We start from the raw sequence: 26,903 nt of genomic DNA on the forward strand, positions 1-26,903 counted from the left end.
ATGGGGAAGGCAAGTCAGGGGCTGCGTTTGCTGGTGGCGGCCTGCGCCATGGCGCTGGCATCCACGGCGGGTGCGGAGGACTTCGGCAAGGGCGGCATGTCGGTGCGCTGGACGCTCGATGACGGACATCTGGGCGATGTGGTGGTCACCGACCGGATCAACGCGCGCGAACTGCCGGTCACGCTGCCGTTCCAGATCACGCTGGCCGACGACAAGGTGCTTGGTCCGAAGGATTTCCATCTGGACGGCAGGATCGTCGAAAGCACCCTGCGTGCCGACCCGAAAGCCTCCCGCGCAGCGGAACGCCTGCCGGGCAAGGTCGCCAGGGCCAGCTTCACCGACGCCGAAGGGCGCTTCCGCATCGACCTGTCATGGGTGCAGCGCGACGGTTCCGACTATCTGCGCGAGATCGTCACCATCACGGCGCTGCGCGCCGACGAGCCGATCCGTCGCGTCGACCTGCTCGGTGCGAAGGTGACCGACTCCGAAGTACTGGGTTCGGTGGACGGCTCCCCGGTGGTCTCGGGCCACGACTGGTTCGGTTTCGAGAACCCGTTGTCGAAGAGCCAGGTACGCGGCGGTACGCAGGTGCAGCTCTGGGTCGAGCGCGAACTGCCCTTGCGCAAGGGTCAGTCCGTGACGTATTCGGCAGCCGTGGGTGCCACCCACGACAACCAGTTGCGCCGTGACTTCCTCACCTATATCGAGCGCGAACGCGCCCATCCGTATCGCACCTTCCTGCATTACAACTCCTGGTACGACATAGGCTACTTCACGCCGTACACGGCCGACCAGGCGGTGGAACGCATCAACACCTTCGGCAACGAACTGGTGACGAAGCGTGGCGTGAAGATCGATTCCTTCCTGTTCGACGATGGCTGGGACGATCGCAGCGGCAGCTGGTCCTTCAGCAAGGACTTCCCGAACGGCTTCCATCCGCTGGCCGAAGCGGCGAAAAAGTACGGCGCAGCGCCCGGCATGTGGCTGTCGCCCTGGGGTGGCTATGGTCCGCCGGCGAAGGAGCGCGCGAAGCGTGCGGGTGACGCTGGCTACGAGATCGTGGACCACGGCATGGCCTTGTCGGGGCCGAAGTACTACCAGCGTTTCCACGACGTCACGATGAACCTCGTGAAAGAGCAGGGCATCAACCAGTTCAAATTCGACGGCACCGGCAACGCCAACAAGGTGTTCCCGGGCAGCGTGTTCGACAGCGACTTCGATGCCGCGATCCACCTCATCGACGACCTGCGTGCGGCAAAGCCCGACCTCTTCATCAACCTCACCACCGGTACGCTGGCCTCGCCGTTCTGGCTGCTCTATGCCGACTCGATCTGGCGCGATGGCGAGGATGACGAGCTGACCGGCGTCGGCAGCAAGCGCGAGCGCTGGATCACCTACCGGGATCGCGAGACTTTCCACAACATCGTGGAGAAAGGCCCGCTGTTTCCTCTGAATTCGCTGATGCTGCACGGAATCATCTACGCCCGCGAGAATCGCAAGCTCAATGCCGATCCGGGGCATGACTTCGCCAACGAAGTGCATTCGTACTTCGGCAGCGGCACGGCCTTGCAGGAGCTTTACATCACCCCCGACCTGCTCACGCCGCAGGACTGGGACACGCTGGCCGAAGCCGCGCGCTGGTCGCGCGACAACGCCGGTGTGCTGCGCGATACGCACTGGGTCGGCGGTGATCCCGGACGCCTCGACGTCTACGGCTGGGCGTCGTGGACGCCGGCCAAGGCCATCCTCACCTTGCGTAATCCTTCCGACAAGCCGCAGCTGGCCGTGATCGACCTCGACCGCCAGCTGGAACTGCCGCCCGGCGCGAAGCGCCGGTTCCAGGCGCACAGCCCGTGGAAGGCCGATGCCGGCCAGCCCGCGCTGGCGCTGGATGCCGACAAGCCACAGACGATCACGCTCCAACCGTTCCAGGTACTCACGCTGGAACTGACGCCGTAGCACCGCGCTCCCGGTTCCGGGAGCGCATCCATCGCTGGCTCATCGCAACGCGGGGGAGACGCCGCGGTGGGCCGGCTTTTGCCTCGATCCGGCCAGGGCGACCGGGGCAACCACACTGGGGAGACAAACGATGAGGTACCGCAAGTGTAGGCTCGCGCTGATGATCGCGATGGGGTTGGGCGCGGGGGGCGCCTTTGCACAGTCCACCACCGGCAGCATTGGCGGCCAGGTGGCGCCGGGAGCCGGCGACAGCGTACATATCGAAAGCGACACGGGATTCCAGCGCGACGTGCCGGTCGATGCCCGTGGGCGTTATGCCATTCCACAGCTGCCGCTGGGCAGCTACACCGTGACGCTGCGCAAGGGTGGCAACGCCGTGCAGTCACGGGGCAACGTGAGCCTGCGCGTGGGTGTTGCCACGGATGTGTCCTTCCAGGCGCAAGCCGCGCAGAACCTCGAAGGCGTGGCGGTATCCGCCAATGCCACGCCGCCCATCGACGTGACCAGCGTGGATTCGCGCACGGTCATCACTTCGCAGCAGATGGCACGCCTGCCGCTGGGCTTTTCCGCCGAATCGGTGGCGCGGCTTGCACCGGGTGTCGTCGGCAATGCCGGTGGCTTCACCAGTGACACGGGCAATTCGCTGATCAGCTTCGGCGGATCGGCGGCCAACGAGAACGCGTATTACATCAATGGTTTCAACACGACCGATCCCTTGCAGTCGGCCGGCGGCCTCACGCTTCCGTATGGCTCCATCGAGCAGGAGCAGGTGTATACCGGCGGCTACAGTGCGCAGTACGGTCGCTCGGACGGCGGCGTGCTGAACATGGTGGGCAAGCGCGGCAGCAACGAGTGGCATTTCGGCGGCAAGCTGAGCTGGGACCCGGCCTCGCTGCGTGCGTCCTACAACAACACGTATTACCAGAACGGTCTGCCGCCTGTGCCGGTGGCAGGCTCGCTGTATGTGCCGCGCAGCCGTAACAGCACCTGGAACACGGTATACGACGCCTACGTGGGCGGCCCCCTCATCAAGGACAAGCTGTTCTTTTTCGCCAGCGCGGAAATGGCGAAGAGCGAAGGCACCCGACTGGGCGACGTGACCTCCACCAGCCCCTATACGTCGTACACGTACAAGATGCCCAAGTGGTACGGCAAGCTCGACTGGAACATCGACGATAACAACATCCTCGAACTCACCGGCGCCGCCAACAAACGCCAGACCAGCGGCGATATCTACCGCTACGACTACAACGCCTTGCGTCGTGGCGACCTGCTGGGCGAGTCGGACGAAACCAAGCGCGGCGGTACGCTGTGGACCGCGAAATACACCGGTTATCTCACCGATTCGCTCACGCTGTCCGCGCAGTACGGCAAGATGCGCACGACGAACTTCGTGCAGCCCGTGGGCTACAACCCGGGGCTGACCTATATCAGCGGCACGCAGAACCAGAACCCGCTGTATACCGGTGGCTCGCCGCGTACCATGGGCCAGACCACGTCGAGCATCTACGATCCCGGGCAGGGCAACCGTTCGTCCAACCTGCGCGTGTCGCTGGCCTGGGCCATTGGTGACCACACCATCACGGCCGGCATCGACAACCTTGATTCCCAGGCCGTGGACCAGGGATCGAGGACGGCCGGCCCCGGCTACTCCTGGTCATATGGCTACACGGCCAATCCGGGTAACGGGCTCGCGCCGAAGCTGGGCGTGGGAGCACCTTCGGCATTCCCGAACGGTGCCGGCGGTTACTACGTGATGAAGAACGTCTCGTACGCGGTGGCCAGCGTGCGCTCGCGGCAGCGGGCGCAATACCTGGAAGACCAGTGGCAGGTGAACGACCGCCTGCTGTTGTCGCTGGGCCTGCGCAACGACCAGTTCACCAACTACAACGCCAACGGGCAGGCCTATATCGCGCAGACCAAGCCGCAATGGGCGCCGCGCCTGGGCTTCAGCTGGGACGTGAACGGCGATGCCTCGTTCAAGGTGTACGGCAACGTGGGCCGCTACTTCCTGGGCTCGCCGCTGGCGCCGGCCCTGAGCGCAGCCGGTGCGTATACCAGCACCACGCAATACTTCACCTACTCGGGTATCACGCCGGATGGCATCCCGACGGGACTGACGCCGATGTCCGGCCCCGTCTCGGCGAACAACGCCTTCGGCGTGCTGCCCGACCCGCGCACGGTCACCGCCAAGGGACTCAAGTCGGAATACCAGGACGAATACATGCTCGGCTTCAGCAAGAGCGTGGGCGATCAGTGGGTGTACGGCGCGAAGCTCTCGCGTCGCGTGCTGCGTACCGCCATCGACGACTTCTGCGACGTGGATCGGATCAAGGATGCGGCACGCGCCCAGGGTGTGCAGGCGGCGTCGGTCAACAGCTGCTATCTCATCAACGGCGGGGCGGGCAACACCTTCGTGGTGCTGGACGCGGCCGGTGCGGCGCATGACGTGAAGCTGACCCGCGATGAGCTTGGCTTCCCGAAAGTGAAGCGCAACTACTATGCGCTGGACACGTTCTTCGAGCATCCCTTCGACGGCAAGTGGTACGGTCGCGTCGATTACACCTTCTCGCGCAGCTACGGCAACACGGAAGGCCTGACGCAGTCGAACGTGCAGTCCGATGGGCCGTCGCAGTCGGAAGACTGGGACTTCGCCTCGCTCATGGTGTACAGCGGCGGCTTGCAGGGCAACAACCACAAGCATCAGTTGAAATTGTATGGCTATTACCAGTTCACCCCAGAGTGGCTGGTGTCCGCCAATCTGTCACTGATCTCGGGAAGCCCTGCGGTGTGCCTGGGCCTGTTCGGTCCGGACAACACCGATCCGTCCGGCTACAACTCCAACTACCACTTCTGCAATGGCCGTCCGGCGCCCCCGGGATCGACCGGCAACATGCCCTGGCAGCGCCAGCTGGACCTGGGCGTGAAGTATGCGCCGGCCTTTGCGGACAACAAGCTCGGCTTCCACCTCGATATCTTCAATGTGACCAACAACCAGGTGGCGTTCAACCTCAACCCGCACTATTACCTGGACGCGACAGCCTCGCCGAATCCGTTGTACCGTACGCCGCTGGTCCTGCAGGACCCGCGTTACGTCCGTTTCTCGGTTACGTACGACTACTAGGGGAGTCAAGCGATGAAGGGTAGGGTGGTGAGCGTGCTGGCTGGCATGGCGCTGGCTATGGCCGTGCCGTCGTGGGCGGGGTCGCCGCTGGCGATCGATGGCGATCATTTCGTGCGTGACGGCAAGCCCTGGCTGGTTCGTTCGGGCGAGATGCATTACCCGCGCATTCCGCACGAAGCCTGGCGCGATCGCCTGCGCAAGGCGAAGGCCATGGGCCTCAACACGATCACCACCTATGCCTTCTGGAACGTCAACGAGCCGGAGCCCGGGAAGTTCGACTTCTCGGGCGACGGCGACATCGCCTCTTTCATTCGCATCGCGAAAGAGGAAGGGCTCGATGTGATCCTGCGCCCGGGGCCCTATGTGTGCGCCGAATGGGATTTCGGTGGCTTCCCTGCGTGGTTGCTGCGTACTCCGGGCCTGCGGGTGCGTAGCTACGATCCGCGTTTTCTTGCGGCCACGGATGCGTGGTTCAAGCGGCTGCATCAGGAACTGGAACCCCTGTTGTCCAGCCACGGCGGCAACATCGTGATGGTGCAGGTGGAGAACGAGTACGGTTCCTACGGTGAAGACCGTGACTACCTCGAAGCCATCCACAAACAGATCGTGGCCGCGGGCTTCGACGTGCCCCTGTTCATGTCGAACGGGCCGGGCCCGGGACGCATGGAGCCGGGTACGTTGCCGGGCCTGCTGCCGGTGATCAATTTCGACGGCGATGCGGCCGATGCGAAACAAGCCTTCGACGAGTCCGCGCCATATCTGGCCGGTCACCCGAAGATGACCGGTGAATACTGGTCGGGGTGGTACGACCGCTGGGGCGAGCCGCACCAGACCCGCACGGCCGCCGTAGCCACCAGCGCCGTGGGCTGGTTCATCGACAACAACGTGTCGTTCAACCTGTACATGGTCGACGGTGGCACCAACTTCGGCTGGATGGCCGGCGCCAACGAGGAAAACCACGTCTACAAGCCGGTGACCACCAGCTACGACTACGATGCGCCCATCGACGAGGCGGGGCGTCTTACGCCGAAGTACATGGCGTTGCGCAAGCTCATCGGCGCGCACCTGAATCCGGGAGAGACGCTGGCGAAGCTGCCGGCGTCGTCGCCGACCATGGCTATTGCGTCGTTCAAGCTCGACACGTCGGTATCGTTGCTGGATGCGCTGCCTGCCCTATCGAAGCCGCAGTCATCGGTGCGTGTGCGTTCGATGGAGGCTTTTGGACAAAACCATGGCCTGATCCTGTATCGCAAGCGCCTGGATACGAACGTCACGGGTAAGCTCGATCTTGGCCCGGTCCGCGATCTGGCGACGGTGCTGGTCGATGGCGAGCCGCGTGGCACGCTGGATCGTCGCCTCGACCAGCGCACCCTCGACACGCCGTTGAAGTCGGGCGATACGCTCGACCTGCTGGTGGAGAACATGGGCCGGGTGAATTTCGGCTCCGCGGTGCCGGATGAGTACAAGGGCCTGCGCCACGAGGTGACCATCGGCAAGGACACCTTGTCGAACTGGCAGGTGTATCCGCTGCCGTTGAACGATCTGTCGGCGCTGCCGTTCCATCCGGGTACGGACGCGAAGGGACCGCGATTCCTGCATGGTGGCTTTGAGCTGGCGAAGGTTGCCGGCGGGAGTTTCCTCGACATGCGTGCGGGTTCGCAGGGGCACGTGTGGATCAACGGGCATCACCTCGGGCGCTACTGGAACATCGGCCCGCAACAGACGCTGTTCGTTCCCGCCGAGTGGTTGCGCAAGGGCCACAACGATGTGGTGGTGCTGGAGATGGGGGCGAGGGGGCCGGCCGATCTCGCCGGTCTGACTGATCCCATTTTCGCTACCCACTGAAGACATTCCTGGCGAAAACCGGTCGCGGGCGAGGCCCGCTCCTACAGGGAGATTTGTAGGAGCGCGCCTTGCGCGCGACAGTCCCTCGCAAAGACCGGTCGCGGGCGAGGCCCGCTCCTACAGGGCGTATGTGTAGGAGCGCGCCCTGCGCGCGACAGCAGCGGGCGAATGAAGCCATGCGCATCACGCGCGATAACGCCTGACCCCACACATCAAACCACCACCACCCTGCAGCCATGACTCCCCAGCTCAAGCCGGTGCGTCAACCCGATACGCTCAAGAAACACATCATCATGCGACACGACGACCAGCGTCCCGTCGTACTGACGGAGCATCTCCTCCAGCGCCTCGATAGCCGGCAGGTCCAGGTGATTCCCCGGCTCATCCAGCAACAGTAAGCGTACCGGCGGATCAGCCAGGATGCCGCGCGCAAGACACGCTGCAAGCCGCTGCCCACCACTCAATGCCCGCGACGGTGCGGTGGCAGCATGCGCATCGATCCCCATCAGTGCCAGGCGACTGCGCAGCGCGCCTTCATCCATGCCGGGTTGCTCCCCCATCACGGTGTCGACGAGCGACCTGTCAGGATCAAGGCCCTCCATATGCTGGTCCAGCCACGCCATGGGCACGGCAATGTGGCAGGTGCCGCTGACTGGCCGGATCTGGCCTGCCAGCACACGCAGCAAGGTGGACTTGCCCGAACCGTTGCTACCGACCAGCCCGATACGCTGACCGGCCTGTATCGTCAGCGAGATCCGCTGCAGAGCACCGCGAAGATAGGGTAGTTCCACGTCGTCCAGCACGGCGACGCGTTGCGGGCCACTCTGCGCCACCGTTGCCGTCATGTGCAATGCAGGGCGTTGATCCACCCGCGCAGCCGCATCGCGCACCCGCTGGTCCAGCGCTTCACGACTGCGCTCGTTCTGCACACGCAGGCGAGCGGTGGAATGCTCGGCCTGCTCCTTCCGTCGCCCGAGCAGGATAGGAGCCTGGTTGGCTTCTTTTCCGTCTTTCGCACCGCGTGCCTGACGTCGCTCGGCCCGTTCGTTGCGCTCGCGCAGCCATCGTTCTTCGCGTCGGCGCTCGGCTTTGCGCTGGGTCAGCTGTGTCCACGCGGTGTCGCGCTCTGCATCCCGGGCCTGGGCGTAATCGTCGTAGTTGCCGCCGTAGACACGCAATCCATGCCCTGACAACTCGACGATGCGCTCCATGCGTCGCAGCAGGGTACGGTCATGACTGACGACGATCAGGCCTTGTTTCCACTCGGCAAGGCGTTCAAGAAGGGCCCGGCGCGATGCCCGGTCGAGATGATTGCTGGGCTCGTCGAGAATCAGCATGTCGGCACCGGACAGGAACGCGCCGGCCAGGGCGACGCGCGTGGCTTCGCCGCCACTGAGTGACGTCGCCGGAGTGCTGCCGTGGAGATAGCCAAGGCCATGCCGCCCCAGTTCGTCATCGAGACGACGCAAGCCATCCCATTGATCGCCCACGGCATCGAAGTCGGCAGGGTCGGTGCTTCCCGCTTCGATACGGGCCAGTGCGCGCAGGATCACGCCCTGGCCGGCGATATCCGCAACGGTGAGTCCCGGGTCGCGAGGTATGTCCTGTGCGAGGTAATGCACCGCGCCGTGCGCCACGATGCAGCCGCTCGTGGGCACGAGCAGGCCACCCAGCAGACGCGCGAGCACGCTCTTGCCGACGCCGTTGCGTCCGACGAGGCCGGTAGGCGCGGTATCGAAGGAGAGATCCAGTCCGCTGAACAGCGAGCGGCCATCTGGCAATACAAAAGAGACGCTGTCGAGCGTCAGGAGGGTCGTCATGCGATGAATTCCAGGGATGCGAAAAGACGCCCGCGAGGGCGGACTTCCTGGCCGTAGATAACGGCGGCATCACTGGCGCATCGGACGAGTACCTCTATGGGAAGGATGGTGGCGGGATGGTACCACGCAGGCGCTGCCGCCCTGGTGGGTGCCGCGGTTGCCCGTGTCCCGCCTGGATGGTGTTCCTGTCCGTCACCCGTCCGTAGGTTGTCCGCGGACAGCTTCCCGCCCCGGCCCGTGCCGAGGAAAAACGGCGCATGGCAGGACTCAACGCCGATGGCCCGCTATTTGCTAGACGCTCAGGGGGCGGGCAGACACAGGCAGGCACGCCCGTCAGGGGAGGCCCCGCGGAAGCGGGGGCAACATCGGCACGTAAAGGAATGACTGCATGTTTGGCTATTACCTGCATCTTGCATTGCGCAGTCTCAAGCGAAGCCCGGGGCTTACGGCGCTCATGATCATCGCCATCGCGTTCGGCGTGGGGGCATCGATGACGACGTACTCGGTCTTCCGTGCAGTGTCGGGCGATCCGATTCCCTGGAAATCGTCGCGGCTCTTCGTGCCGCAGATCGACGCATGGGGCCCGCAGGCGCGGACCGATGGCTCGACGGAGCCACCGACCGCCATGGGCTATATCGATGCCATGGCCTTGATGAAGGACCACCGTGCGCAGGCGCAGTCCGCCATGTATGCCATCTCGCCGTCGGTCGTGCCGCCCGGCGGCGGCAGCCATCCGTTGAACGTCAGTGGTCATGCCGTTTTCGGTGAATTCTTCCCCATGGTCGATGCCCCCTTCCTGTTCGGTAGCGGATGGAGTGCTGCCGACGATAGCCAGCGAGCCACGGTCGCCGTGATCAGCAGCAAGCTGAACCAGAAACTGTTTGGCGGAAAGAACAGCGTCGGGATGGCGATCAGCGTGGAGGGCAAGGACTATCGCGTCGTGGGCGTGCTGAAAGACTGGAACCCGCAGCCGCGCTTTTACGATGTGGTGAACACAGGCGGCTTCACCAGCAGGCTGGATGAGATATTCGTGCCGTTTGAGCGCGCCATCGAGTCCAACCTGCCCAATGCGGGCAATACGAACTGCATGGAGCCCGCCAAGGAGCCCGGTTTTGCAGGCTTGCTACGCTCGTCCTGTGCGTGGATTCCGTTCATGGTGCAGCTCGATGATGCGACTGCCGTCTCGGCGTATCGCGATTACCTGGACAGCTATGCGCGCAACCAGAAACAGGCAGGTCGCTTTGCCTGGGCGCCGAACAATCGGCTTCGCGATATCCCGGCGTGGCTGGAGTGGCAGCAGGTGGCTCCCAGGGATACGAAGGTGTCCCTGATGGTGGCGGTCGGGTTGTTGGTGGTGTGCCTGATCAATACGGTGGGTCTGCTGCTGGCGAAGTTCCTGCGTCGCAGTGGCGAGATCGGTGTCCGGCGTGCGCTTGGTGCGCCGCGCAGGGCGATCTATGCGCAGTTCCTTACCGAGGCCGGCATGATCGGCATCGCCGGAGGCTTGCTTGGCCTCGTACTGACCGGCGTGGGTGTCCTGGGCGTGGGCTGGGTGTTGCCCAGCAATATCGCCGTGCTGGCCAGGCTCGATGTCGGCCTGCTGGCCTGGACCCTGCTTGTGGCGCTGGTTGCCGCCCTCGTGGCGGGTGTCTATCCGACCTTCCGCGCCTCGCGCGTCCAGCCTGCCTTGCAGCTCAAGTCGAACTAGGGGATTTCCATGAGCCTGCATCCCATTCTCTCCGCGCTACGGAAGCACAAGTCAGGTGCTGTCCTGATCACCCTACAGATCGCCTTTACCCTGGCGATCGTCTGCAATGCACTCTTTATCATCGGCAAGCGTATCGACACGATCGGCCGCCCTACGGGCATCGATGAAAGCGATCTCTTCCTGGTGCAGCAGCAATGGGTGGGTGCTCCCAGCGAAAGCGACGCAAAGGGCGCGCAATTGCTGGACAACATGCAGAAGGAGGATCTGGCTGCCCTGCGTGCCATGCCCGATGTGGCCGCTGTCAGTCCCACCAATTCGCTGCCGCTGTTCTCGTCGGCGTGGACGGGTGCCGCCGGCCTTCGCCCGGGTAACGGCACGCTCGATTCAGCCAGCGCAGGTACGGCACACGTTGTTTATTACTTCATGGATGACAAGGCCTTCGATGTGCTGGGGACGCGTGTCGCGGCAGGCCGGCCCTTTCAGCCCGACGATGTGGTGAATGTCAGGGCGACGGACCCTCGCCGGCCCAGCGTGGCCATCATCGCGCGCGCCTTGCAGGACAAACTGTTTCCCGGTGAAAGCGCCATCGGCAAGGTGTTGTACCTGGATGGTGCCACCACGCCGGTGCGCGTGATCGGCATCGTGGATGCGCTCCAGGGGCCGAGCTGGGTGAAGGACTTCGAATGGAATACGGTACTGCTGCCCTTGCGGGGCAACGGCAGCTTCACGCGCTATGCGGTGCGGGCCAAGCCGGGGAGGCTTGAGGCCGCCATGAAGGCCGTGCCTTCCGCGTTGTATGCAGTCAACCCGATGCGGGTACTCGGCGAGGACAGCATCACGCCATTCGCGGATATTCGCGCCAAGGCGTATGAGGAAGACGTGGGCATGGCGATCATCATGGGTATCGTATGCGTCATCCTGCTTGCCGTGACCACGGCGGGCATCGTGGGCCTCACCAGCTTCTGGGTGGGCCAGCGTTACCGGCAGATCGGTGTCAGGCGTGCACTGGGCGCGAGGAAGATCGACATCCTCCGGCATTTCCAGATGGAGAACCTGGTCATCGCCGGCGGTGGAGCATGCCTGGGTATCGTGCTGGCCGTGATGCTCAACGTCGTGCTGATGCACTACTTCGACATGGATCGCCTGTCCATGCCCTGGGTATTCGTCGGCGTGGTGGTGGTGCTCCTGCTTGGCCAGGTCGCGGTGTTCGTCCCCGCGCGCCGCGCCTCCAACGTCCCCCCCGTAGCCGCAACCCGGGCCCTGTAGGAGCGCGCCTCGCGCGCGACCGGTTATCGCGAAACCATTCATGTGTTCGCCATACCGGTCGCGCGCAAGGCGCGCTCCTACAGGGGGGGGAGGAAGACGTTGATTGGCACGAGCGCCATCACGGGGTTGCCGGGAACGTCGGTGGGCGGAGGGGCAACGGGCTGGAGCGACGGACCGTGGCGAGCGCTTCTTCCTTGTAGGAGCGCGCCTCGCGCGCGACCGGTTATCGCGAAACCGTCCATGTGTTCGCCATACCGGTCGCGCGCAAGGCGCGCTCCTACAGGGGGGTGAGGAAGACGTTGATTGGTACGAGCACCATCACGGGGTCGCCTGGAACGTCGGCGGGTGGAGGGGCAACGGGCTGGAGCGACGGACCGTGGCGAGCGCCTCTTCCTTGTAGGAGCGCGCCTCGCGCGCGACCGGTTGTCGCGAAACCATTCATGTGTTCGCCATACCGGTCGCGCGCAAGGCGCGCTCCTACAGGGGGGTGAGGAAGAAGTTGATTGGTACGAGCACCATCACGGGGTCGCCTGGAACGTCGGTGGGTGGAGGGGGCAGCGGGCTGGAACGGCGCACGGTGGCCAGCGCTTCTTCATCCAGCAGGGGATATCCGGAAGCCTTCTGAATGACTGGATCGGCGACTTGACCCTGGCGGTCCACGGCGAAGCGCACCCATACGACGCCTTCCTGGTGCAGGCGTTCGGATTGCCTCGGATAGCGGCGATAGCGCTTCAGCCACGCTAGCAAGGTGCTCTGCCATTCGGCCTTGAGCAACGCACCATCGGCCGCTTGGGTAGACGGTGCCGCATAACGCTCCGAAGCAGGCGCATCGACATGCGGCGGTGCGCTGCTTTCGTCGGATGCTTTTTCGGCTTTTGCGGTGTCTGCGGATACGACGGGTTCCGGCGTGCCTGCAACCACGTCCTTCACGGGAGCAGGTGGCGGTGCGATATGGCGCGGGGGAGTGGGTCTGGAGGCAGTGCTGGAACGAGCTTCCTTCAACGGGCCGGTCTGCTGTTGCGTCATGGGCGCCGGGGGCGCCGAGGGCATCGGCGCCGGTTCGATGGCAATGGCTTCCATCGGCAGCTCCGCCGGCACCATCGGGCGATCCATGCCCAGCCACGCGACGACGGCAATCAGCAGGGCGAAGGCCACCGCCACCACGAAGGCGCTGATGCTCCAGCGCAGACGATCGGCATTCATCCGTGATCGCGCTCCAGCCCGACCAGTGCCATGTGTGTATAGCCCGCGTCGCGCAAGGCATTCATGGCATCCATGAGTCGCTCGTAAGACAGGGTACGATCGCCACGCAACAGCACGCGACGTTCATGATCGGCCTGCGTGCGCCTGTCCAGTGCATCTTTAAGCGTAGCCGGCTGCACGGTTTCATCGTCCAGCTTCCATCCGCCGTCGGCGGCAACGGTGAGATAGAGCGGACTGTCATCACGGGGCTGCACGCTCGCGTTGCTTGCAGGCAGGTCGACGGGTGCATCCACCGTGGCGAGCGGTGCCGCCACCATGAAGATGATGAGCAATACCAGCATCACGTCGATGAACGGCGTGACGTTGATCTCATGCGCCGGTTCCAGTTCCTCGCTGTCATCCTCGGTGCGAAAGCTCACGGCACGGCCTCGCGGCGACGCTGCGAGAACGCATCCGGTGCTTCGTGCTGGCGGTCAAGGTCGCGCGATACCAGTTCCATCACGCGTGATGACAGATCCGCAATGGCCGTGCGCAAGGCGCCTACCGAGCGGGTGAAGTGGTTGTAGATGATCACGGCGGGAATGGCGGCGGCCAGGCCGATGGCGGTCGCCATCAGGGCTTCTGCGATACCGGGCGCCACCACGGCGAGGCTGGTGGTATGCGCACGGGCGATGCCGGTGAAGCTGTTCATGATGCCCCATACGGTGCCGAACAGGCCGACGAAGGGGGCGGTCGAGCCGATCGTCGCCAGCAGCGCCGTACCGTGGCGGAGCTTGCGCACCCATGCGCGCTCGACGCTGGCCATGCGTGATGCCGTACGTTCCTTGATGCCCTGGCGTTCGCGCAGCCCGGCAGAATGACGGCGTTCGTTCCAGGCTGCCTCGACCAGTGCCTGCACGACCCCCGGTGGCAGGGAGGCGGCCGTGGGCAGTACGCTGGATTGCTGGAGATATTCACTGGCATCTTCCACCCGTCGGCGGAAACCGCGCAGCTCCCACGTCTTGGCCAGCAGGATGGTCCAGGTGGCGAAGGAGGCGAGGGCGAGCAGCAGCATCACGGCCTGGACCACGCCGTTGGCGTGGACCAGCATCGACCATGCGTCGGTGGCCGGCATATCCTGGGTGTTCATGCGAAGCATTCCCGGGTGAGCACCAGGGCGTGCGCAAAGGCGGCCTTGGCGCCCTCGACCGCGCGACGCTCCTGGTTGTCGTCCAGTTCGGCGGCATCCAGCGCCGACACGAAGCCACGCCAGTGGCCGGCCCGGCCGTCTTCAGGCGTGGCGAGATGGCTCGCGCCAAAACCGGGGGTGATATCCAGTTTCGCCGCGAGCTTGAGCAGAATGGCCGCGCCGAGGTTGGAACCCTCGATGACGTAGAGCCAGCCCAGACCTGTTGCCGGGTCGACGCCGTCGGCGAAGGGAGATGCATCCTTTTCCGGGCGTTCGACGCCCAGGGCGATCATGTCATCCATGAGAGCGGGAAGCCGCCGGCGTTCGGGCAGGTCAGGCAGCATCACGGCGTATGCCGCATGGTGAAAGAGCGGATCGGCGGCGCGATGCAGCCGGTACTGCATGCGCAGGAAGCGCGTGTAGTTCTCGCGCGAGGCGAAGGGTTGCCCGGCCATGATGAGCTTGTCCAGCTCGCTGTGCATGGGGCGGGTGGCTTCGGCGAGACGGCGGGCACGTGAGGTGATGTCGATGGTAGTCATATCGGTTCAGAAGGTGTGTTCGAGACGGAAACTGACCTGGCGCCGCTGATAGCTGTACAGCCAGCCCACATTGCTGCGCACGCGGTTGATCTGGGCGGTGACACTCGGTGTCAGCCCCATGAAGCGGAACCTGGGCATGCCAAGGATGAAGATGATGTTGCGTTCGACATCGTGGCGACGTGCTTCCAGCATGTCGCTATACGCCGCGTAGTCGCGGTAACGAAACGATGCCGACAGATAGGTGGTGAAGGCACTCCCCCAGGCGCGTACGACGCCGATGCGGGCGCCACGCTGGCGGAAACCCTGGGTGACGTCACGCGCGTTCTTATCCACGAGGTCGAGGCCACCGAACACCGTCCATTGCCGTGGCAGCTGGTACCACAGCGTGGCGAAGGCATCGCTGAGCGCGCCATCGTAGGCGTTGTAACCGGGCTGCTTGTAACGGAACTGCTTGCGATCCGTCTCCAGCTTGAACGTCGTGCTGGCATCGACGTCGTGAATCCATTCGGCATGCCCGCCCCACGCGGTGTAGAGCAGGCCGGTACCGTAGGTGCCGGCATCGAAGCTCGGCGCGATGGCCCAGGTGTCGCGGGCGCTGCGATGGTCGTAACCGATCTGGGTGACGCTGGTGACCTGGTTGTAGCGTGAATAGCCGGGGTAGATGTCGCCGAAGGCAAACGAGCGCAGGTAGATGCCGCTGTGCCCCGACAACGGCAGGCGCCGGAGCAGGCTACCCTCGAAATTCACGCCACGGGAGCCGATGGCCGGGGGCACCTTGCGATTGATGAAGCAGGTGCCGTCCGGACCCACGAGCAGGCAGGTCTCGCTGGCCGAGGTCTGGTTGAGGTTGTCGTTGTACGACGGTCCGATGGCAAACGAGCCCTGCCACCCACGACGTCGCTTCAAGGCATCGATGAAGGTATCCACGCTCTTGCGCACACCGGCCGTCTTCTCGTCGCTGGCGGAAAGGCGCTCGCCGATGCGCCGGAACAAGGCTTCGGCGTCCCTGTCTTCCTGGTTTTCGAAGAGCACGCGGGCGAGTTCGAGCTGCCCGGGCAGGAAGTCGTCCTGCAAGGCCAGTAGTTCGCGGTACTCGCGTTCCGCGCGATCGAGGTTGCCGTCTTCGCGCGCAAGGCCGCCACGTGCGTAGTACAGCAGCATGGGGTCCGCCCCAGCCATCGTCTCGTAGCGTGCAAGAAAGCGGCGTGCGTCGTTCCAGCTGTGCTTTTCCAGGGAGACGTAGAGCGCTTCGCCCACGTCGCTGATGGTGTCGCCCACGCTATAGGTCTTGCCGTCGATGACGATGCTCGACGTATCCGCATCTTCGACCAGGCGTTTCTCGCGCGCGGCTTCGCGACGCTCGCCGGTCTGGTCGAGACGCAAGCGGGTATCGTCCACGGTCTGGGCGCGCAGGGCAGGGCAGGCGATGAGCATCGCCAACGCGAAGAGGAGCGGGGGCCCCGTGAAGGCCCCCCGCTCCCTGTCGCGTGGCGGATGACGAGGGGTCATCCTCACGGGATCACTGCTTGGCACCGCCGAACGCGGTGTTGTACTGGCGTGCATTGGCGAACGAGACGATGCCCGCCACCGATGCCGCGTTGGCGCCGAAGAAGCGACCGTTCACCGAGCCGTTCGACGCCACGCCCACGCCACCGACGCTGGCCGAGCCGCCGGCACCCACGATGTTCGCCCCGGCGATGGTGGCGGTACCGATGTTGACGGTGTAGTTGCCGTTGGACACCGAGCCGGTCAGCTGGCGGCTGGCGAAGTTGGCCTGGAAGGTACCGGCGAGCGCACCATTGCTGGCGTAGTCGCTGATGCCCTGCACGGCGTAGCTGGCCGTGCCCGTGGTCGGCACGGTGGTGCCGGCGGTGTCGCCCGCGTAGTACGTGGCGTGGGTGCCGTCGGCGGCACTGGCGGTCTGCGACCACTCACCGTAGTAGACGTTGGCGTTGCTCACCTTGGCGAAATGGAAGGAGCCCAGCTGGGTGTGGTCCGGCGGGGAACCGGCCGGCGGCGTCGGGCTGGCGAAGTTGAGGAAGGTGACGCCCTTGGCATCCGTGCTGCCGTAGGCGGTGAGGCCGGCGAAGTCCACCAGGCTGCTGGTGCCGGTCGAGGGCACGCCGATACCGGGCAGGCCCGAATGGTGCGGACCGCCATTGACGGTGGAGGAACCGGCGCTGATGTTGTTGTTGCTGACCGCACCCACGACCTGGGCATGGGCGGAACCGGCGAGCAGCAGCGCGCCGACGGAAAGCAGGCCGAGGGCCTTGAGGGGGAAACCTTGCATCTGAATTCTCCTTGAGTGAGGAAGCGCCGGCGTCGGCTGAGCGCGGTATTCCCCACCATCCATGGCGGGCCAGCTGTAGCTCCATGAGGTTCAGTCAGAACCGCGCATTCACGCTGAGGCGAAGCGTCCGACCCGGGGCGGGCATCAGTGAGCGGGTGAGCGGATCGACGTAATAGCGGTTACCGAGATTGGTGCCGGCCAGCTCGAAGGTCATGCCGTTGCGCAGCTTGTAGTCGGCATAGGCGTCGTAGGTGACGATGGTGCCCCACGTGTACGGCACGTTCAGGCCGTAACCGCCAATGGTGCCCTGGCCGACGTAGCGGTCGAGCTGGGGATTGGAATAGCCACGGTAGTAGACCGTGCGCGTACCGACTTCCAGCGCCTTGTTGAAGAAGCGGGCGCCGAGGGTAAGGTTCGCGGAGAACTTCGGCGTGGCCTGGGTCAGCAGGTAGCTGCTCACGAAGCCGTAGTTCATGCAGTTCGGTACGCGACCACGCGCCGGGTCCAGCTGGATGGCGGTGCTCTCGTCGCAGGCCTTGTCGGTCAGCGTCTTCGCGACGCCGAAATCGGTGAAGAAGCGGCCATTGTCGAATCGTCCCTGAAGCTCAAGGCCGCGGATCACCTTCTTGTCGATGTTGGTGAACTGCAGGTAGGTGTTTCGTTCGATCACGTCGCGGGTGATGTTGCTGAACCAGTCGATCTTCACGTCGGCGCGGTGTTCGGTCTCCAGACCGAACAGGTCGCGCAGGTCGTGGATGTAGCCCACCTCCCAGGTGTAGGCATGCTCGGGCTTCAGATCGTTGAGCGGATTGATCGATGCGGAGAAGCCGATGGTGCTCTCGAACAGGCTGGGAAAACGGTAGGCCTGGGCGTAGCGCACATAGGCGCGGCTGTTCGCTGTGAACTGGTAGCTGGCCGAGAACCAGGGCGCCCAGCCGTGACCACGCTGGGTCTTTGCCGTGGCCTTCACGATGGTAGGGGCCACGGATTGCAGGCCGATGCCGCAGCTGGTGCCGGGGGCGAGGTTCTTCACTGAGGAAAGGAACCCATTGACGCAGATGTCGTCGGCACGGTGATACCTGCCGTTCGCATCCGGCTTCCAGTCCACGGTGTTGTCGAAGTTGTACGTCTGTCCTTCCATGGACTGGCGCAGGCTGTCGAGGACGTCCTGGAGATCCTGGCCTGCAAGACCGGACTCGACGAGTCCGGGCCGGAGGGACTCCACGAACTTGTCCGGCGTGTTCTCGATCGTCTGGTAGCTCAGCGTGCGCTTGTCGTAGACGGTGCTGTTGAAGTAATCGCCCTTGCCCGCACGGATCTGCGCGGCCAGGAAGTCGTCATGCGCCTTGTAGCCGGAGTAACGCATGCCACCATCCAGGGTGAGTGCATCGGTGGGGCGCCACTGCACGTCGAAGTGGATGTCGTATTCCTGGCGCCGTCCGGCACGCGGAAATTGCCGCCAGCCGTCGAAGGTTCCGTTCCACACGGCGCTGGACGACAGTTTCTCGTGCTGCCAGTTGCCGCCCACGGTGAAGTCCACGCGATCGCCGAACTGCATGCGGTTACTTAGCGTTAGCCCGACGCGGTTGTTCTGTGCGTTCGCCAGTGCGGTATTGCGGATGATCGGATCGGCCAGGCCCTGGGCATAGTTGGGGAAGCCGCCGGCGCTGTACGTATGACTGGCCGTGCGCGTGGTCCATGCGTTGGCATGCAGGTCGAGCCACGGGCTGTCGGGATTCCAGCGGTATTCGAGGTTGTAGGCTTTCGCATCCACCTTGCTTTCTGGCCACTGGATGGCACCGATGTCCTGCACACCACTAAGGAAAATTCGCGAAGGCATGATCTCGCCATAGCGCGACAGGGTATCGCGCGCGCCCAGTTGGAGGCTCTGGTCGGGCGAGATATGCCAGGTGATCTTTCCCATCCACGATTGCATTTCGCTCGACGTGTTCGGTACCTCGTCGCCCGGCTGATAGGCATTGCCCAATTGCCGGATGATGTTGTTCGAACCGGCGGCCAGCCCTTGCTGGGTGTAGTAGCCCGCGTCGTTCTTTCCCGAGAAATAGTTGCCGCGCTTGCGGTACGCGTAGGCGGCCAGGTAGTCGAAGTCGCCTTCCTTCGCAGCAAAGGCCACGCGATAGGCACGATCGCCCATGCTCAGTGTCTGTGCGTCGTCACGAACACGCTGGCGCAGCGTCGGATCGGAGTAGGGCGAATTGGGAAGCGTGCCCACCGGTCCGCTTGCCGTACCGGGGAAACCAGGCACGTTGCGATAGTCCTGACCGGTGAGCAGGGAAGGGAAGCGTGGCGACGTCGAGTTGTTCGCGCCCTCGGCCTTGATGTCCAGGCCCACCGTGTGGCCCGGTTGCAGTACATCGTCCACGTCCAGCGTCTTTACCACCACGGCGCCACCGATGCCGCCATCCACGTCGCGTGCGGTGGTGGGGCCCTTCAGTACCTGGATGCCGCCGATCAGAGAGGGATCGATATACGCGCGGTTGTTCGCGCCGTTGTAGCCACGCCATACCGTGATGGCCTGCTGCGTGCCGTCGATCAGCACGGGCACCCGACCGGGGCCCTCGATACCGCGGATGTTCGGGTCAAGCGCACCGCTGTTGCGCGCATCGCCGCTGTAGACGTTGACCATGCCCTTCAGCAGGTCGGCCGGATTGCTTCCACGATAGCGTTCGATTTCCTGGCGTCCCTTGTAGACGCTGGAAAAATCATTGTCGTAAACCGCATCGTAGCCCTGGCGATCACGCGCCTCACCCGTCGCCTGGCCGCGAGGCGTGCTGGATTCCACGGATAACGTGCCGGTTACCACATCCCCTTTCGGACTGTCAGTGGCCTTCTCCAGGGTCACCACCCCGGGGCCGACCTGTTTCCAGCGCAGGCCGGAGCCCTGCAGCAGATGGTCGAGCGCTTCGGTGTCGCTGTAATTACCCTTCAACGCAGGTGCCTGGATGGCGTAGGGCGCTTCGTCGCTGTAGATCACCTGCAACCGTGTCTGCGAGGACAGCGCAGCGAGTGCCCGCGGCAGCGACTGTGCGGGGATGTCCACGGCATGCTTCGTGGACTCACCGGCGGCTGGGGCCTCCTGCGCGCGCGTGGTCGCCACGGTACCGAGGGCGAGGATGATGGCGGCGGCCAGGAGCGTCGGCAGTGACGCAGGCGAGCGGCGGGGCGTGGTCTTGTAGGCCATGGGTGAGGTGCGGTCCCTGAGTGGTATTGCAAGAAATGCGAATGAGTCGCATTGCCTGCCTGCCCACATAGACGTACGGGAACCTGCGAATCCCCCAAGGAATTTTCGATTTTTTTTGAAGGACGCGAAGCAATGGGCCTGCCGCGACATGTAGGAGCGCGCCTTGCGCGCGACCGGATGCGCGGAAACAGTGATGTGTTGCGCGACGAACGGTCGCGCGCAAGGCGCGCTCCTACAACGGCTCAGTACACCAGGGTTATCAGGGGGCCCAGCCGGGTGCGCTTCAGGTGCAGGGATGCCACCACGGCGTCCAGCGCCTTGTCCGGGTTGCGCACGTCGAAGGCACCGGAGACCGGCAGCCGTCGCAGCACATCGCCGCGTACCCAGGTGGTGCCGTGCCGGTAGCGGTCGATCTCCGTCATCACGTCGGCCAGCGGCGCCCGGTAGAAAACGAGCTGGCCACGCGTCCATGCGGCGAGGGCATCGGCTTCGCCATCGACGGCCTCATGCGCACCCGACATATCCAGCGCGGCGGCGTCCCCGGCCAGAAGGGTCAGGCTCTCGTCTCCGCCCCCCTGCACGGCGACCCGTCCCTCCACGACGCCGACCCGTGTCTGCCTTTCATCCACCCGCACGTCGAACACGGTCCCCAGCACACGTGCCTGCCCGTATTCGGTGTGCACCGTAAAAGGGCGGGCTGCATCGTGCGCGACGTGGAAAAACGCTTCGCCGTGTACCAGGCGGATATCGCGATGCGTCGCGTCGATGTCCACGTCGATCGCAGAGTTCGTGTTGAGCGTGACCTTGCTGCCGTCGGGCAGCATCACGTCCTTCGACTGGCCGATGCCCGTCGAGGCATCATGCGTATCCGGCCAGTAGATGGTTGCCGTGACCGCCAGCACGAGACAGGCGGCTATGGCGAGTCCCGCCATGCCGCGACGACGTGCCGAATGCCGTTGGCGCAGGGGGCGGAGTTCCGCCAGCACGGGAGCTTCAAGTTTTCCGTAAAGGGCTTCCACCTCGTCCATGGCTTGCGGGTGGCGCGGGTCGGCAGCGAGCCAGCTGGCATGCGAAGCGCGCAGAGCCGCGTCGGCATCGCGAAGTCGCGCATGCCAGCGCACGGCTTCGGCAAAACAGTCGTCGTCGATGGTCGGTTGCTGGTCCATGTGCCTATCCGCGGTCCGGAATGGGTGGTCGGCGATGATCGCGCCCGGTGTCAGGTCACCCTTCATGAGCAATGACGTTCGGGCCGGAAGGTTTCCCCCACCCTCATGGGCCGTGTCCTGCCGATTTCACGCGTCGACGGCAGGCCAGCATGGCATGGGCGATGTGGTTCTCCACCGTTTTCGGCGAAATGCCCAGGCGTTCGCCGATCTGGCGCATGGTCAGGTGCTCGGCCCGGTAAAGCAGGAACACCTCCCGGCACTTCGGCGGCAATTCACGGACAGCCTGTTGCAGCAGGGCGTACTCCTGCTGGCCGGCCACCACCTGGAAGGGCGATGGTGCCGGGGTGGCCACCTGGTCGGCAGGGGCATCGTCGTGGAAGTGTCGGTCGTGCAGCATGCCCTGGCGTTGCCGGTCGATGACAAGATTGGCCACGACGCGGTACACGTAGGCCAGGGGATTGCCGACACCACGGCTGTCGGCCCGGGACTGGCGTTCGGCGGACAGGCGCAGCCATGCGTCCTGTATCACGTCATCCGCGAGGCTGGGCGAACCGCCCCGGCGCAGGGCAAACTGCCTCAGTTCGCCGTATCGGCTCTCCAGCAGTGCGGCGAACGTCGGCGCCCCCGTGGCGTCCGGGTCACGGTCAGGCATCCTCTGGCCTCGTAGTGGACGGATACCCACATGGTATCCTTGTTGAGAATGACTCGCAATTGCAATAAGGTGCCATGGACATCCATTTCGATCCCATGGCGATGCCGGTCAGCGGTGTCGCTGTCGATTACCCCAACGGGCACGTCATCGCGCCTCACAGCCACGCACGCTCCCAACTGGTCTATGCGGTGGAAGGGGTGCTCGTGGTAGTGACCGATGCCGGGCACTGGGTGGTGCCGCCCAACCGTGGCGTGTGGTTGCAGGCAGGCGTGGCGCACTCGGTGCGCATGCGCGGGCAGGCACGCATGCGCAGCGTATTCGTCGATGCCCATGCCGCGCCGGGCCTGCCGGTGCGCGATTGCGTGATCGAGGTGTCGCCGCTGCTGCGCGAGTTGATCCTCGCGGCCACGGAGGCGGGGCAGGTACGCGACGCGGACAGCAGGGACGGTCGCGTCATGCGCCTGCTGCTCGACGAACTACGGGTGTCGCCGCTGCTGCCGCTGCACCTGCCATGGCCTGACGATCCGCGCATACGTCGTGTCTGTACGGAGCTGGTCAGCCATCCGGCCGACGAAACCACGGCGGGTAGCTGGGCGTTGCGGCTGGCCATGAGTCCGAAGACGTTTCACCGGCAGTTCCTGCGTGGCACCGGCGTCACCTTCGGGCGCTGGCGCCAGCAGGCTCGCCTTCTGGGGTCGCTGGAGGCACTGGCGGAAGGCTTGCCTGTGCTGCGCGTGGCGCTTGAGCACGGCTACGAAAGCCAGAGCGCCTTCGCTGCCGTGTTCAAGCGCCAGTTCGGCGTGTCGCCGTCGGCGTTCTATCGCTAGCGCCGCCGCAGCATGAAACCGCCACCGACGCAGACCAGCATCGCGATGCCTGCGAGATAGAACGTGTCGCTATAGGCGAGCAGGGTGGCGTCGCGATGCACCAGGCGATCCATCAGCCACAGGGCACGCTGGCGCAGCAGGGCGGTCCCCTCGCCACCGGCATTGGCCATCATGTGGGACAACGAGGCGATGCGCTCGCGGGTGGCCGGCTCGAACGGATTTACCGATTCACCGATCCGCTGGGCGTGGAAGCGCGTGCGCTCCACCACGAGCTGGCTGGAGATGGCGATACCGATGGCGCCGCCGACGTTGCGCACCATCGAAAACAATCCGGATGCCGAGCCCAGCTGCTCCTTGCGCAACCCCTGGATGGCGAGCACGCCCAGCGCTACCACGATCAGCGATTGGCCCACGCCACGAACGACCAGCGACGGTACGATCACGTTGGCGGAAGCATCCGGATTGAGATGGATGTTCATGAGACAGCCCAGGGCTGTCATGGCGAAGCCGGCAATGATGACGGTGCGCGGGCTGGTCAGGCGCATCAGGCGTGGCGTGGCAAACGACATCACGAACTGGACGAGGCCGTAGGGGATCATGAGCAGGCCGATCTGCCGGGCGTTATAGCCATGCACTTCCGCGAAGTAGTTCGGCACGAGGAACACGACACCGAACACGACGGCGCCGAAGGTGAACTGCATGAGGCTTGCCATGCCGAAGTTGTAGCTGGTGAGCAGACGCAGGTTGAGCAAAGGCTCCTTGCGACGTAGTTCCACCACGACGAAGGTGATGATGCCGATCACGGCAATGGCCGTGCACCAGACGATGAACGACGACGCAAACCAGTCCTCGCGCCCCCCTTCTTCCAGCATGATCTGCAAGGCGGACAGCCCGATGGCCATGGCAGCGATGCCACCCCAGTCACCCTGCCGCAGGCGATGGACATGCGTGGGCTGCGGACGCACGGACCAGCCGATGGCCGCCAGCAGGAGCAGGCCCGGGGGGATCTGGAGATAGAAAATCCAGCGCCATGAGTAAGCATCGGTCAGCCAGCCGCCGAGCGAGGGGCCGGCGGCCTGCGCCACATTGTTCGCCACGGCGAAAAGGGCCATGCCCAGCGGGTGTTTCACCGCTGGCAGCTCTGCCACGATCAGCTGGAACGACAAGGGAATGAGCACGCCACCGAAGGCACCCTGCAGGGCGCGCGCGAGGATCATCGTCTGGATATTGGGTGCCAGCGAGCAGGCAATGGAAAACACCACGAACCCCGCCGTGCCCACCATGAGCACGCGGCGCATCGTGAACACCGAGACCAGCCAGCCGGTCATCGGGATGATCACGATTTCGGCGACGAGATAGGCGGTGGTGATCCACGAGCCCTCCTCGAACGTGGCTCCGAGCGAGCCGCGCACGTCCGGCAGCGAGGCATTGGTGACGTGCACGTTCATGCCCGCCATGAAACAGCCGACCACGCTGCCCAGCACGGCCACCCAGGTGCGTAGCGATACGGTCTCCTGATCCTGTTCACTCATCGTGGGTGTCCACGGTGGCGATCACCGACATGCCGGGGCGGATGCCGGCCAGCGTTTCGCGCGAGGCATCGAGGCGGATGCGCACCGGCATGCGCTGCACGATCTTGGTGAAGTTGCCGGTGGCGTTGTCGGGTGGCAGCAGGGCGAACTGCGCGCCGGATGCGGGGGCGAAGCTGTCTACGTGTCCTGGCACGCTCAGGCCGCCATAGGCATCCACGTCCACGTGTGCAGGCTGGCCGGGCTTCATGCGTTCGACCTGGGTTTCCTTGAAGTTGGCGATGACATAGCGCTCGTTAGGCACGACCGCGAGCAAGGGCGTACCCACATCGACGTACTGGCCGGTACGCAGGCTGCGCTGGCCGACGGTGCCATCCAGCGGGGCGCGGATCACGCTGTGTTCCAGGTCCAGTGTCGCCAGGGTGAGGCGGGCCTTCGCGCCGGCCAGTGCGGCGAGGGCCTTTGCGTGCTCCGCTTCGGCGCTGGCCCGCTCGGTATCCAGCACGGGCAAGGCTTGCCGACGCGCTTCCAGCGCGGCACGTGCAGAGGCCTCGCCTGCACCTGCACGGCGTGTATCGGCCAGTGCTACTTCGCGCTGGCGCTCGCTGCTGACCTGTTGCGCCACGAGGGTGGCCTGGCGGCGATCCTCGGCAGCTGCGCGTTCGCGCTCGGCCGAAGCCGCGGTGAGGTTGGCGACCGCTTCGTCCACGAGACTCTGCTGCTGCCTGTGCCTCGCATCGAGATTGGCAATGCGCGCTTCCTGGCCGCGCGCTTCGGCTTCTGCCGATGCCAATGCGGCTTCAGCCTGCTCCACGCGAGCCTTGTAGTCGCGGTCATCAAGGCGGGCCAGCACGTCGCCTGCTTTCACCGGCTGGTTGTCGTGCACGTCTACCTCGACAAGATAGCCGGGCACCCGGGGCGCTACGGTGACGATGTCGGCCCGGGCGTAGGCATCGTCGGTAGCAATGATGAAACGACCCGTACGCCACCAGTGAACGCCCCAGGCGAGAATCGCCACGGCAAGAAAGCCTCCGGCGTAGATGGCGATGGCGCGGTGGCGGGCGCGACGATCAATCGCGGCTTCATTGACGGTGGCGTCGGTCATGGTGTGGTTCCGGAAGAAAGGTAGGCCGTGGCCCGCTCGGGGTGAGGCAGCGCGACGGGTGGCGCATCGCGCCATCCGCCGCCGAGGGCCTTGAACAGGGCGATCTGCGTGTCGATCACACGGCCATCCGATTCGGCCAGGGCGGCCTGCGCGGACACGTCGTCACGCTGGGCGTCCAGATGCTCCAGGGCCCCGATCGCACCGGCGGCACGGGAGGCTTCCGCGAGATGCAGGCCCGTGGCACTGCGTTCGGCTGCGCTTGCCAGCGCTTCGCGCTCGTGTAGCGCAGCCTCGTAGGAGAGCAGGGCCTGACGTGTGTCCTTCAGTGCATCGAGGATCCTGGCATCGAAGTGGGCGAGGGCAGCGTTCTCCCGTTCGCCAGCCTGGGTGATGCGCGCGCGGACGACCGCGATATTTGGAAATTGCCAGGAAAGCAGCGGCCCGATGTTCCAGATCCGCGCGGCATGATCGTCAAGCCCATCCGGGTGATGCGCAGAGCCCGCGATGCTCGCGCCGAAGCTCACTTTCGGCCACAGTTCCGCGCGAATCTCACCCAGGCGGGCGCTTGATGTCGCAAGCTGGTATTCCGCCTCACGCACGTCAGGGCGGCGGCGAAGCATGGCCGTGGCGTCGCCATCGGGAGGCGGCAGGGTCGTCGAGGGCAGGGCGGTGCAGGCAGAGGCTTCACCGGGTACGCGATCAGGCGTGCGGCCCATCAGCGTGGCCAGCTCTGCTAAGGAGCGCTGTCGTGCGGCGTCCAGCGGTGCGAGCGATGCCCGCGTGCGCTCGACCAGCGCTTCGGCGCGTACGACGTCCAGCAACACGCCATCGCCCGCGTCCCTGCGGCTTCGCGCGACATCGCGCCCGTGTTCGACGAGGGCAAGCGAATGACGAGCTATTTCCAGGCGATGTCCGTAGGTGCAGGCGCCGAGCCACGCCCGCGTCGTTTCGGCCGCTACCGCGATGCGCACACCGTCCTCGGCGGCGGCCATGGCGCCTGACTGAGCCTGGGCAGCACCGATGGCATGGCGAAGACGTCCGAACAGGTCAACCTCCCACTCCACGTCGAGGCCCGCCGTATAGCGTGTGCCGGTGCGTATGGCCTGCTGGTTCTTGAGGGCGGCTTCGATCTGGTCTTCAAGCGCGCTGCCGTATCCCGCGCCTGCGGTAAGCGTGGTGGTAGGCAGTCGTTCGCGGCGCGCCTGGCCCAGGGCGGCACGTGCTTCGCGCAGGTTGGCTTCGGCCACGCGAAGGTCGCGATTGTTTGCCAGCGCCTCGGCGACGGCTGCGTCGAGCGCAGGGAGGTGATAGAGCGTCCACCAGCGATCGGGCGTCGTGTCGGCAGCGGGTGATGTCGAGACGGGGAGCGCCACCGTGGTGTGCGGGGGCAAGGGAGGCTGTGAAGCGCAGCCGGCCAGCGCGACGCATAGCATCGCGACAGGCCATGTTCGAGGGAGCATGGCTCGCATTCTCTTGAGGGAGTGAGGCCATGCTAGGGAG

Annotated in this window: 19 protein-coding genes; 6 read left to right on the forward strand and 13 right to left on the reverse strand. The window is 65.0% G+C overall.

Annotation, left to right across the window (positions count from 1 at the left end):
• From HBF25_RS13555 to HBF25_RS13565, 3 genes are all read left to right on the forward strand, one after another.
• On the forward strand, positions 1 to 1,959 hold the full coding sequence (locus HBF25_RS13555) for an enterotoxin (protein ID WP_208392576.1): 1,959 nt from the start codon (positions 1 to 3) through the stop codon (positions 1,957 to 1,959).
• A gap of 130 nt (positions 1,960 to 2,089) precedes the next feature.
• A complete protein-coding gene (locus HBF25_RS13560; RefSeq protein WP_243853230.1) occupies positions 2,090 to 5,083 on the forward strand; it encodes a TonB-dependent receptor domain-containing protein in 2,994 nt (997 codons plus the stop codon).
• Between the two features lie 12 nt (positions 5,084 to 5,095).
• Positions 5,096 to 6,928 carry a glycoside hydrolase family 35 protein gene (locus tag HBF25_RS13565; RefSeq protein WP_166949269.1) on the forward strand — a complete coding sequence of 611 codons (1,833 nt, stop codon included), beginning with the start codon at positions 5,096 to 5,098 and terminating at the stop codon, positions 6,926 to 6,928.
• Between the two features lie 212 nt (positions 6,929 to 7,140).
• Here the strand turns inward: HBF25_RS13565 and HBF25_RS13570 are convergent, their stop codons facing one another.
• Complete coding sequence (locus tag HBF25_RS13570; protein ID WP_166949271.1) at positions 7,141 to 8,748, reverse strand: ABC-F family ATP-binding cassette domain-containing protein; 1,608 nt, start codon at positions 8,746 to 8,748, stop codon at positions 7,141 to 7,143.
• Between the two features lie 388 nt (positions 8,749 to 9,136).
• On the opposite strand from HBF25_RS13570, the gene HBF25_RS13575 reads away from it, so the two are divergent.
• Positions 9,137 to 10,456 (forward strand): ABC transporter permease, encoded by a 1,320-nt coding sequence (locus HBF25_RS13575; protein ID WP_166949272.1) that lies wholly within the window; start codon positions 9,137 to 9,139, stop codon positions 10,454 to 10,456.
• A gap of 9 nt (positions 10,457 to 10,465) precedes the next feature.
• Positions 10,466 to 11,722: an ABC transporter permease gene (locus HBF25_RS13580; protein ID WP_166949274.1), complete on the forward strand. Its 1,257-nt coding sequence runs from the start codon at positions 10,466 to 10,468 to the stop codon at positions 11,720 to 11,722.
• A gap of 477 nt (positions 11,723 to 12,199) precedes the next feature.
• Here the strand turns inward: HBF25_RS13580 and HBF25_RS13585 are convergent, their stop codons facing one another.
• From HBF25_RS13585 to HBF25_RS13625, 9 genes are all read right to left on the reverse strand, one after another.
• Positions 12,200 to 12,925 carry an energy transducer TonB gene (locus tag HBF25_RS13585; protein ID WP_166949275.1) on the reverse strand — a complete coding sequence of 242 codons (726 nt, stop codon included), beginning with the start codon at positions 12,923 to 12,925 and terminating at the stop codon, positions 12,200 to 12,202.
• Positions 12,922 to 13,344 carry a TonB system transport protein ExbD gene (gene exbD / locus HBF25_RS13590; protein WP_166949276.1) on the reverse strand — a complete coding sequence of 141 codons (423 nt, stop codon included), beginning with the start codon at positions 13,342 to 13,344 and terminating at the stop codon, positions 12,922 to 12,924. The genes HBF25_RS13585 and exbD overlap by 4 nt, the downstream gene beginning before the upstream one ends.
• Positions 13,341 to 14,054, reverse strand: a complete 714-nt coding sequence (exbB, locus tag HBF25_RS13595; protein ID WP_243853231.1) for a tonB-system energizer ExbB — start codon at positions 14,052 to 14,054, stop codon at positions 13,341 to 13,343. Before exbB ends, exbD begins: the two co-directional genes overlap by 4 nt.
• Positions 14,051 to 14,632 (reverse strand): biliverdin-producing heme oxygenase, encoded by a 582-nt coding sequence (locus HBF25_RS13600; RefSeq protein ID WP_166949279.1) that lies wholly within the window; start codon positions 14,630 to 14,632, stop codon positions 14,051 to 14,053. The genes exbB and HBF25_RS13600 overlap by 4 nt, the downstream gene beginning before the upstream one ends.
• 6 nt (positions 14,633 to 14,638) lie before the next feature.
• The gene (locus HBF25_RS13605; protein ID WP_166949281.1) at positions 14,639 to 16,066 is read right to left on the reverse strand and encodes a surface lipoprotein assembly modifier; all 1,428 of its coding nucleotides are present in this window, start codon (positions 16,064 to 16,066) and stop codon (positions 14,639 to 14,641) included.
• 85 nt (positions 16,067 to 16,151) lie between these two features.
• On the reverse strand, positions 16,152 to 16,922 hold the full coding sequence (locus tag HBF25_RS13610; RefSeq protein ID WP_166949282.1) for a Slam-dependent surface lipoprotein: 771 nt from the start codon (positions 16,920 to 16,922) through the stop codon (positions 16,152 to 16,154).
• Positions 16,923 to 17,016: 94 nt separating this feature from the next.
• On the reverse strand, positions 17,017 to 20,124 hold the full coding sequence (locus tag HBF25_RS13615) for a TonB-dependent receptor (protein ID WP_166949284.1): 3,108 nt from the start codon (positions 20,122 to 20,124) through the stop codon (positions 17,017 to 17,019).
• 242 nt (positions 20,125 to 20,366) lie between these two features.
• Positions 20,367 to 21,290 (reverse strand): FecR family protein, encoded by a 924-nt coding sequence (locus tag HBF25_RS13620; protein ID WP_166949286.1) that lies wholly within the window; start codon positions 21,288 to 21,290, stop codon positions 20,367 to 20,369.
• 103 nt (positions 21,291 to 21,393) lie between these two features.
• Entirely contained in the window at positions 21,394 to 21,942 is a 549-nt protein-coding gene (locus HBF25_RS13625) for an RNA polymerase sigma factor (RefSeq protein ID WP_166949288.1), read from the reverse strand.
• Between the two features lie 74 nt (positions 21,943 to 22,016).
• Between HBF25_RS13625 and HBF25_RS13630 the strand changes: the two genes are divergently transcribed.
• Positions 22,017 to 22,769 (forward strand): AraC family transcriptional regulator, encoded by a 753-nt coding sequence (locus tag HBF25_RS13630; protein ID WP_166949290.1) that lies wholly within the window; start codon positions 22,017 to 22,019, stop codon positions 22,767 to 22,769.
• Here HBF25_RS13630 and HBF25_RS13635 read toward each other — a convergent pair.
• Genes HBF25_RS13635 through HBF25_RS13645 form a run of 3 tightly spaced genes read right to left on the reverse strand, consistent with a single transcriptional unit; the run spans position 22,766 to position 26,863 of the window.
• Positions 22,766 to 24,301, reverse strand: coding sequence for a DHA2 family efflux MFS transporter permease subunit (locus tag HBF25_RS13635; protein ID WP_166949292.1), 1,536 nt, complete (start codon positions 24,299 to 24,301; stop codon positions 22,766 to 22,768). The two genes, HBF25_RS13630 and HBF25_RS13635, sit on opposite strands and share 4 nt — an antisense overlap.
• A complete protein-coding gene (locus HBF25_RS13640) occupies positions 24,294 to 25,403 on the reverse strand; it encodes an HlyD family secretion protein (protein ID WP_166949294.1) in 1,110 nt (369 codons plus the stop codon). The genes HBF25_RS13635 and HBF25_RS13640 overlap by 8 nt, the downstream gene beginning before the upstream one ends.
• Positions 25,400 to 26,863, reverse strand: coding sequence for an efflux transporter outer membrane subunit (locus tag HBF25_RS13645; protein WP_166949296.1), 1,464 nt, complete (start codon positions 26,861 to 26,863; stop codon positions 25,400 to 25,402). The genes HBF25_RS13640 and HBF25_RS13645 overlap by 4 nt, the downstream gene beginning before the upstream one ends.
• Between the last annotated feature and the right edge of the window lie 40 nt (positions 26,864 to 26,903).

This window comes from Luteibacter anthropi, from assembly GCF_011759365.1.
In the GTDB taxonomy this organism is placed as follows: domain Bacteria; phylum Pseudomonadota; class Gammaproteobacteria; order Xanthomonadales; family Rhodanobacteraceae; genus Luteibacter; species Luteibacter anthropi.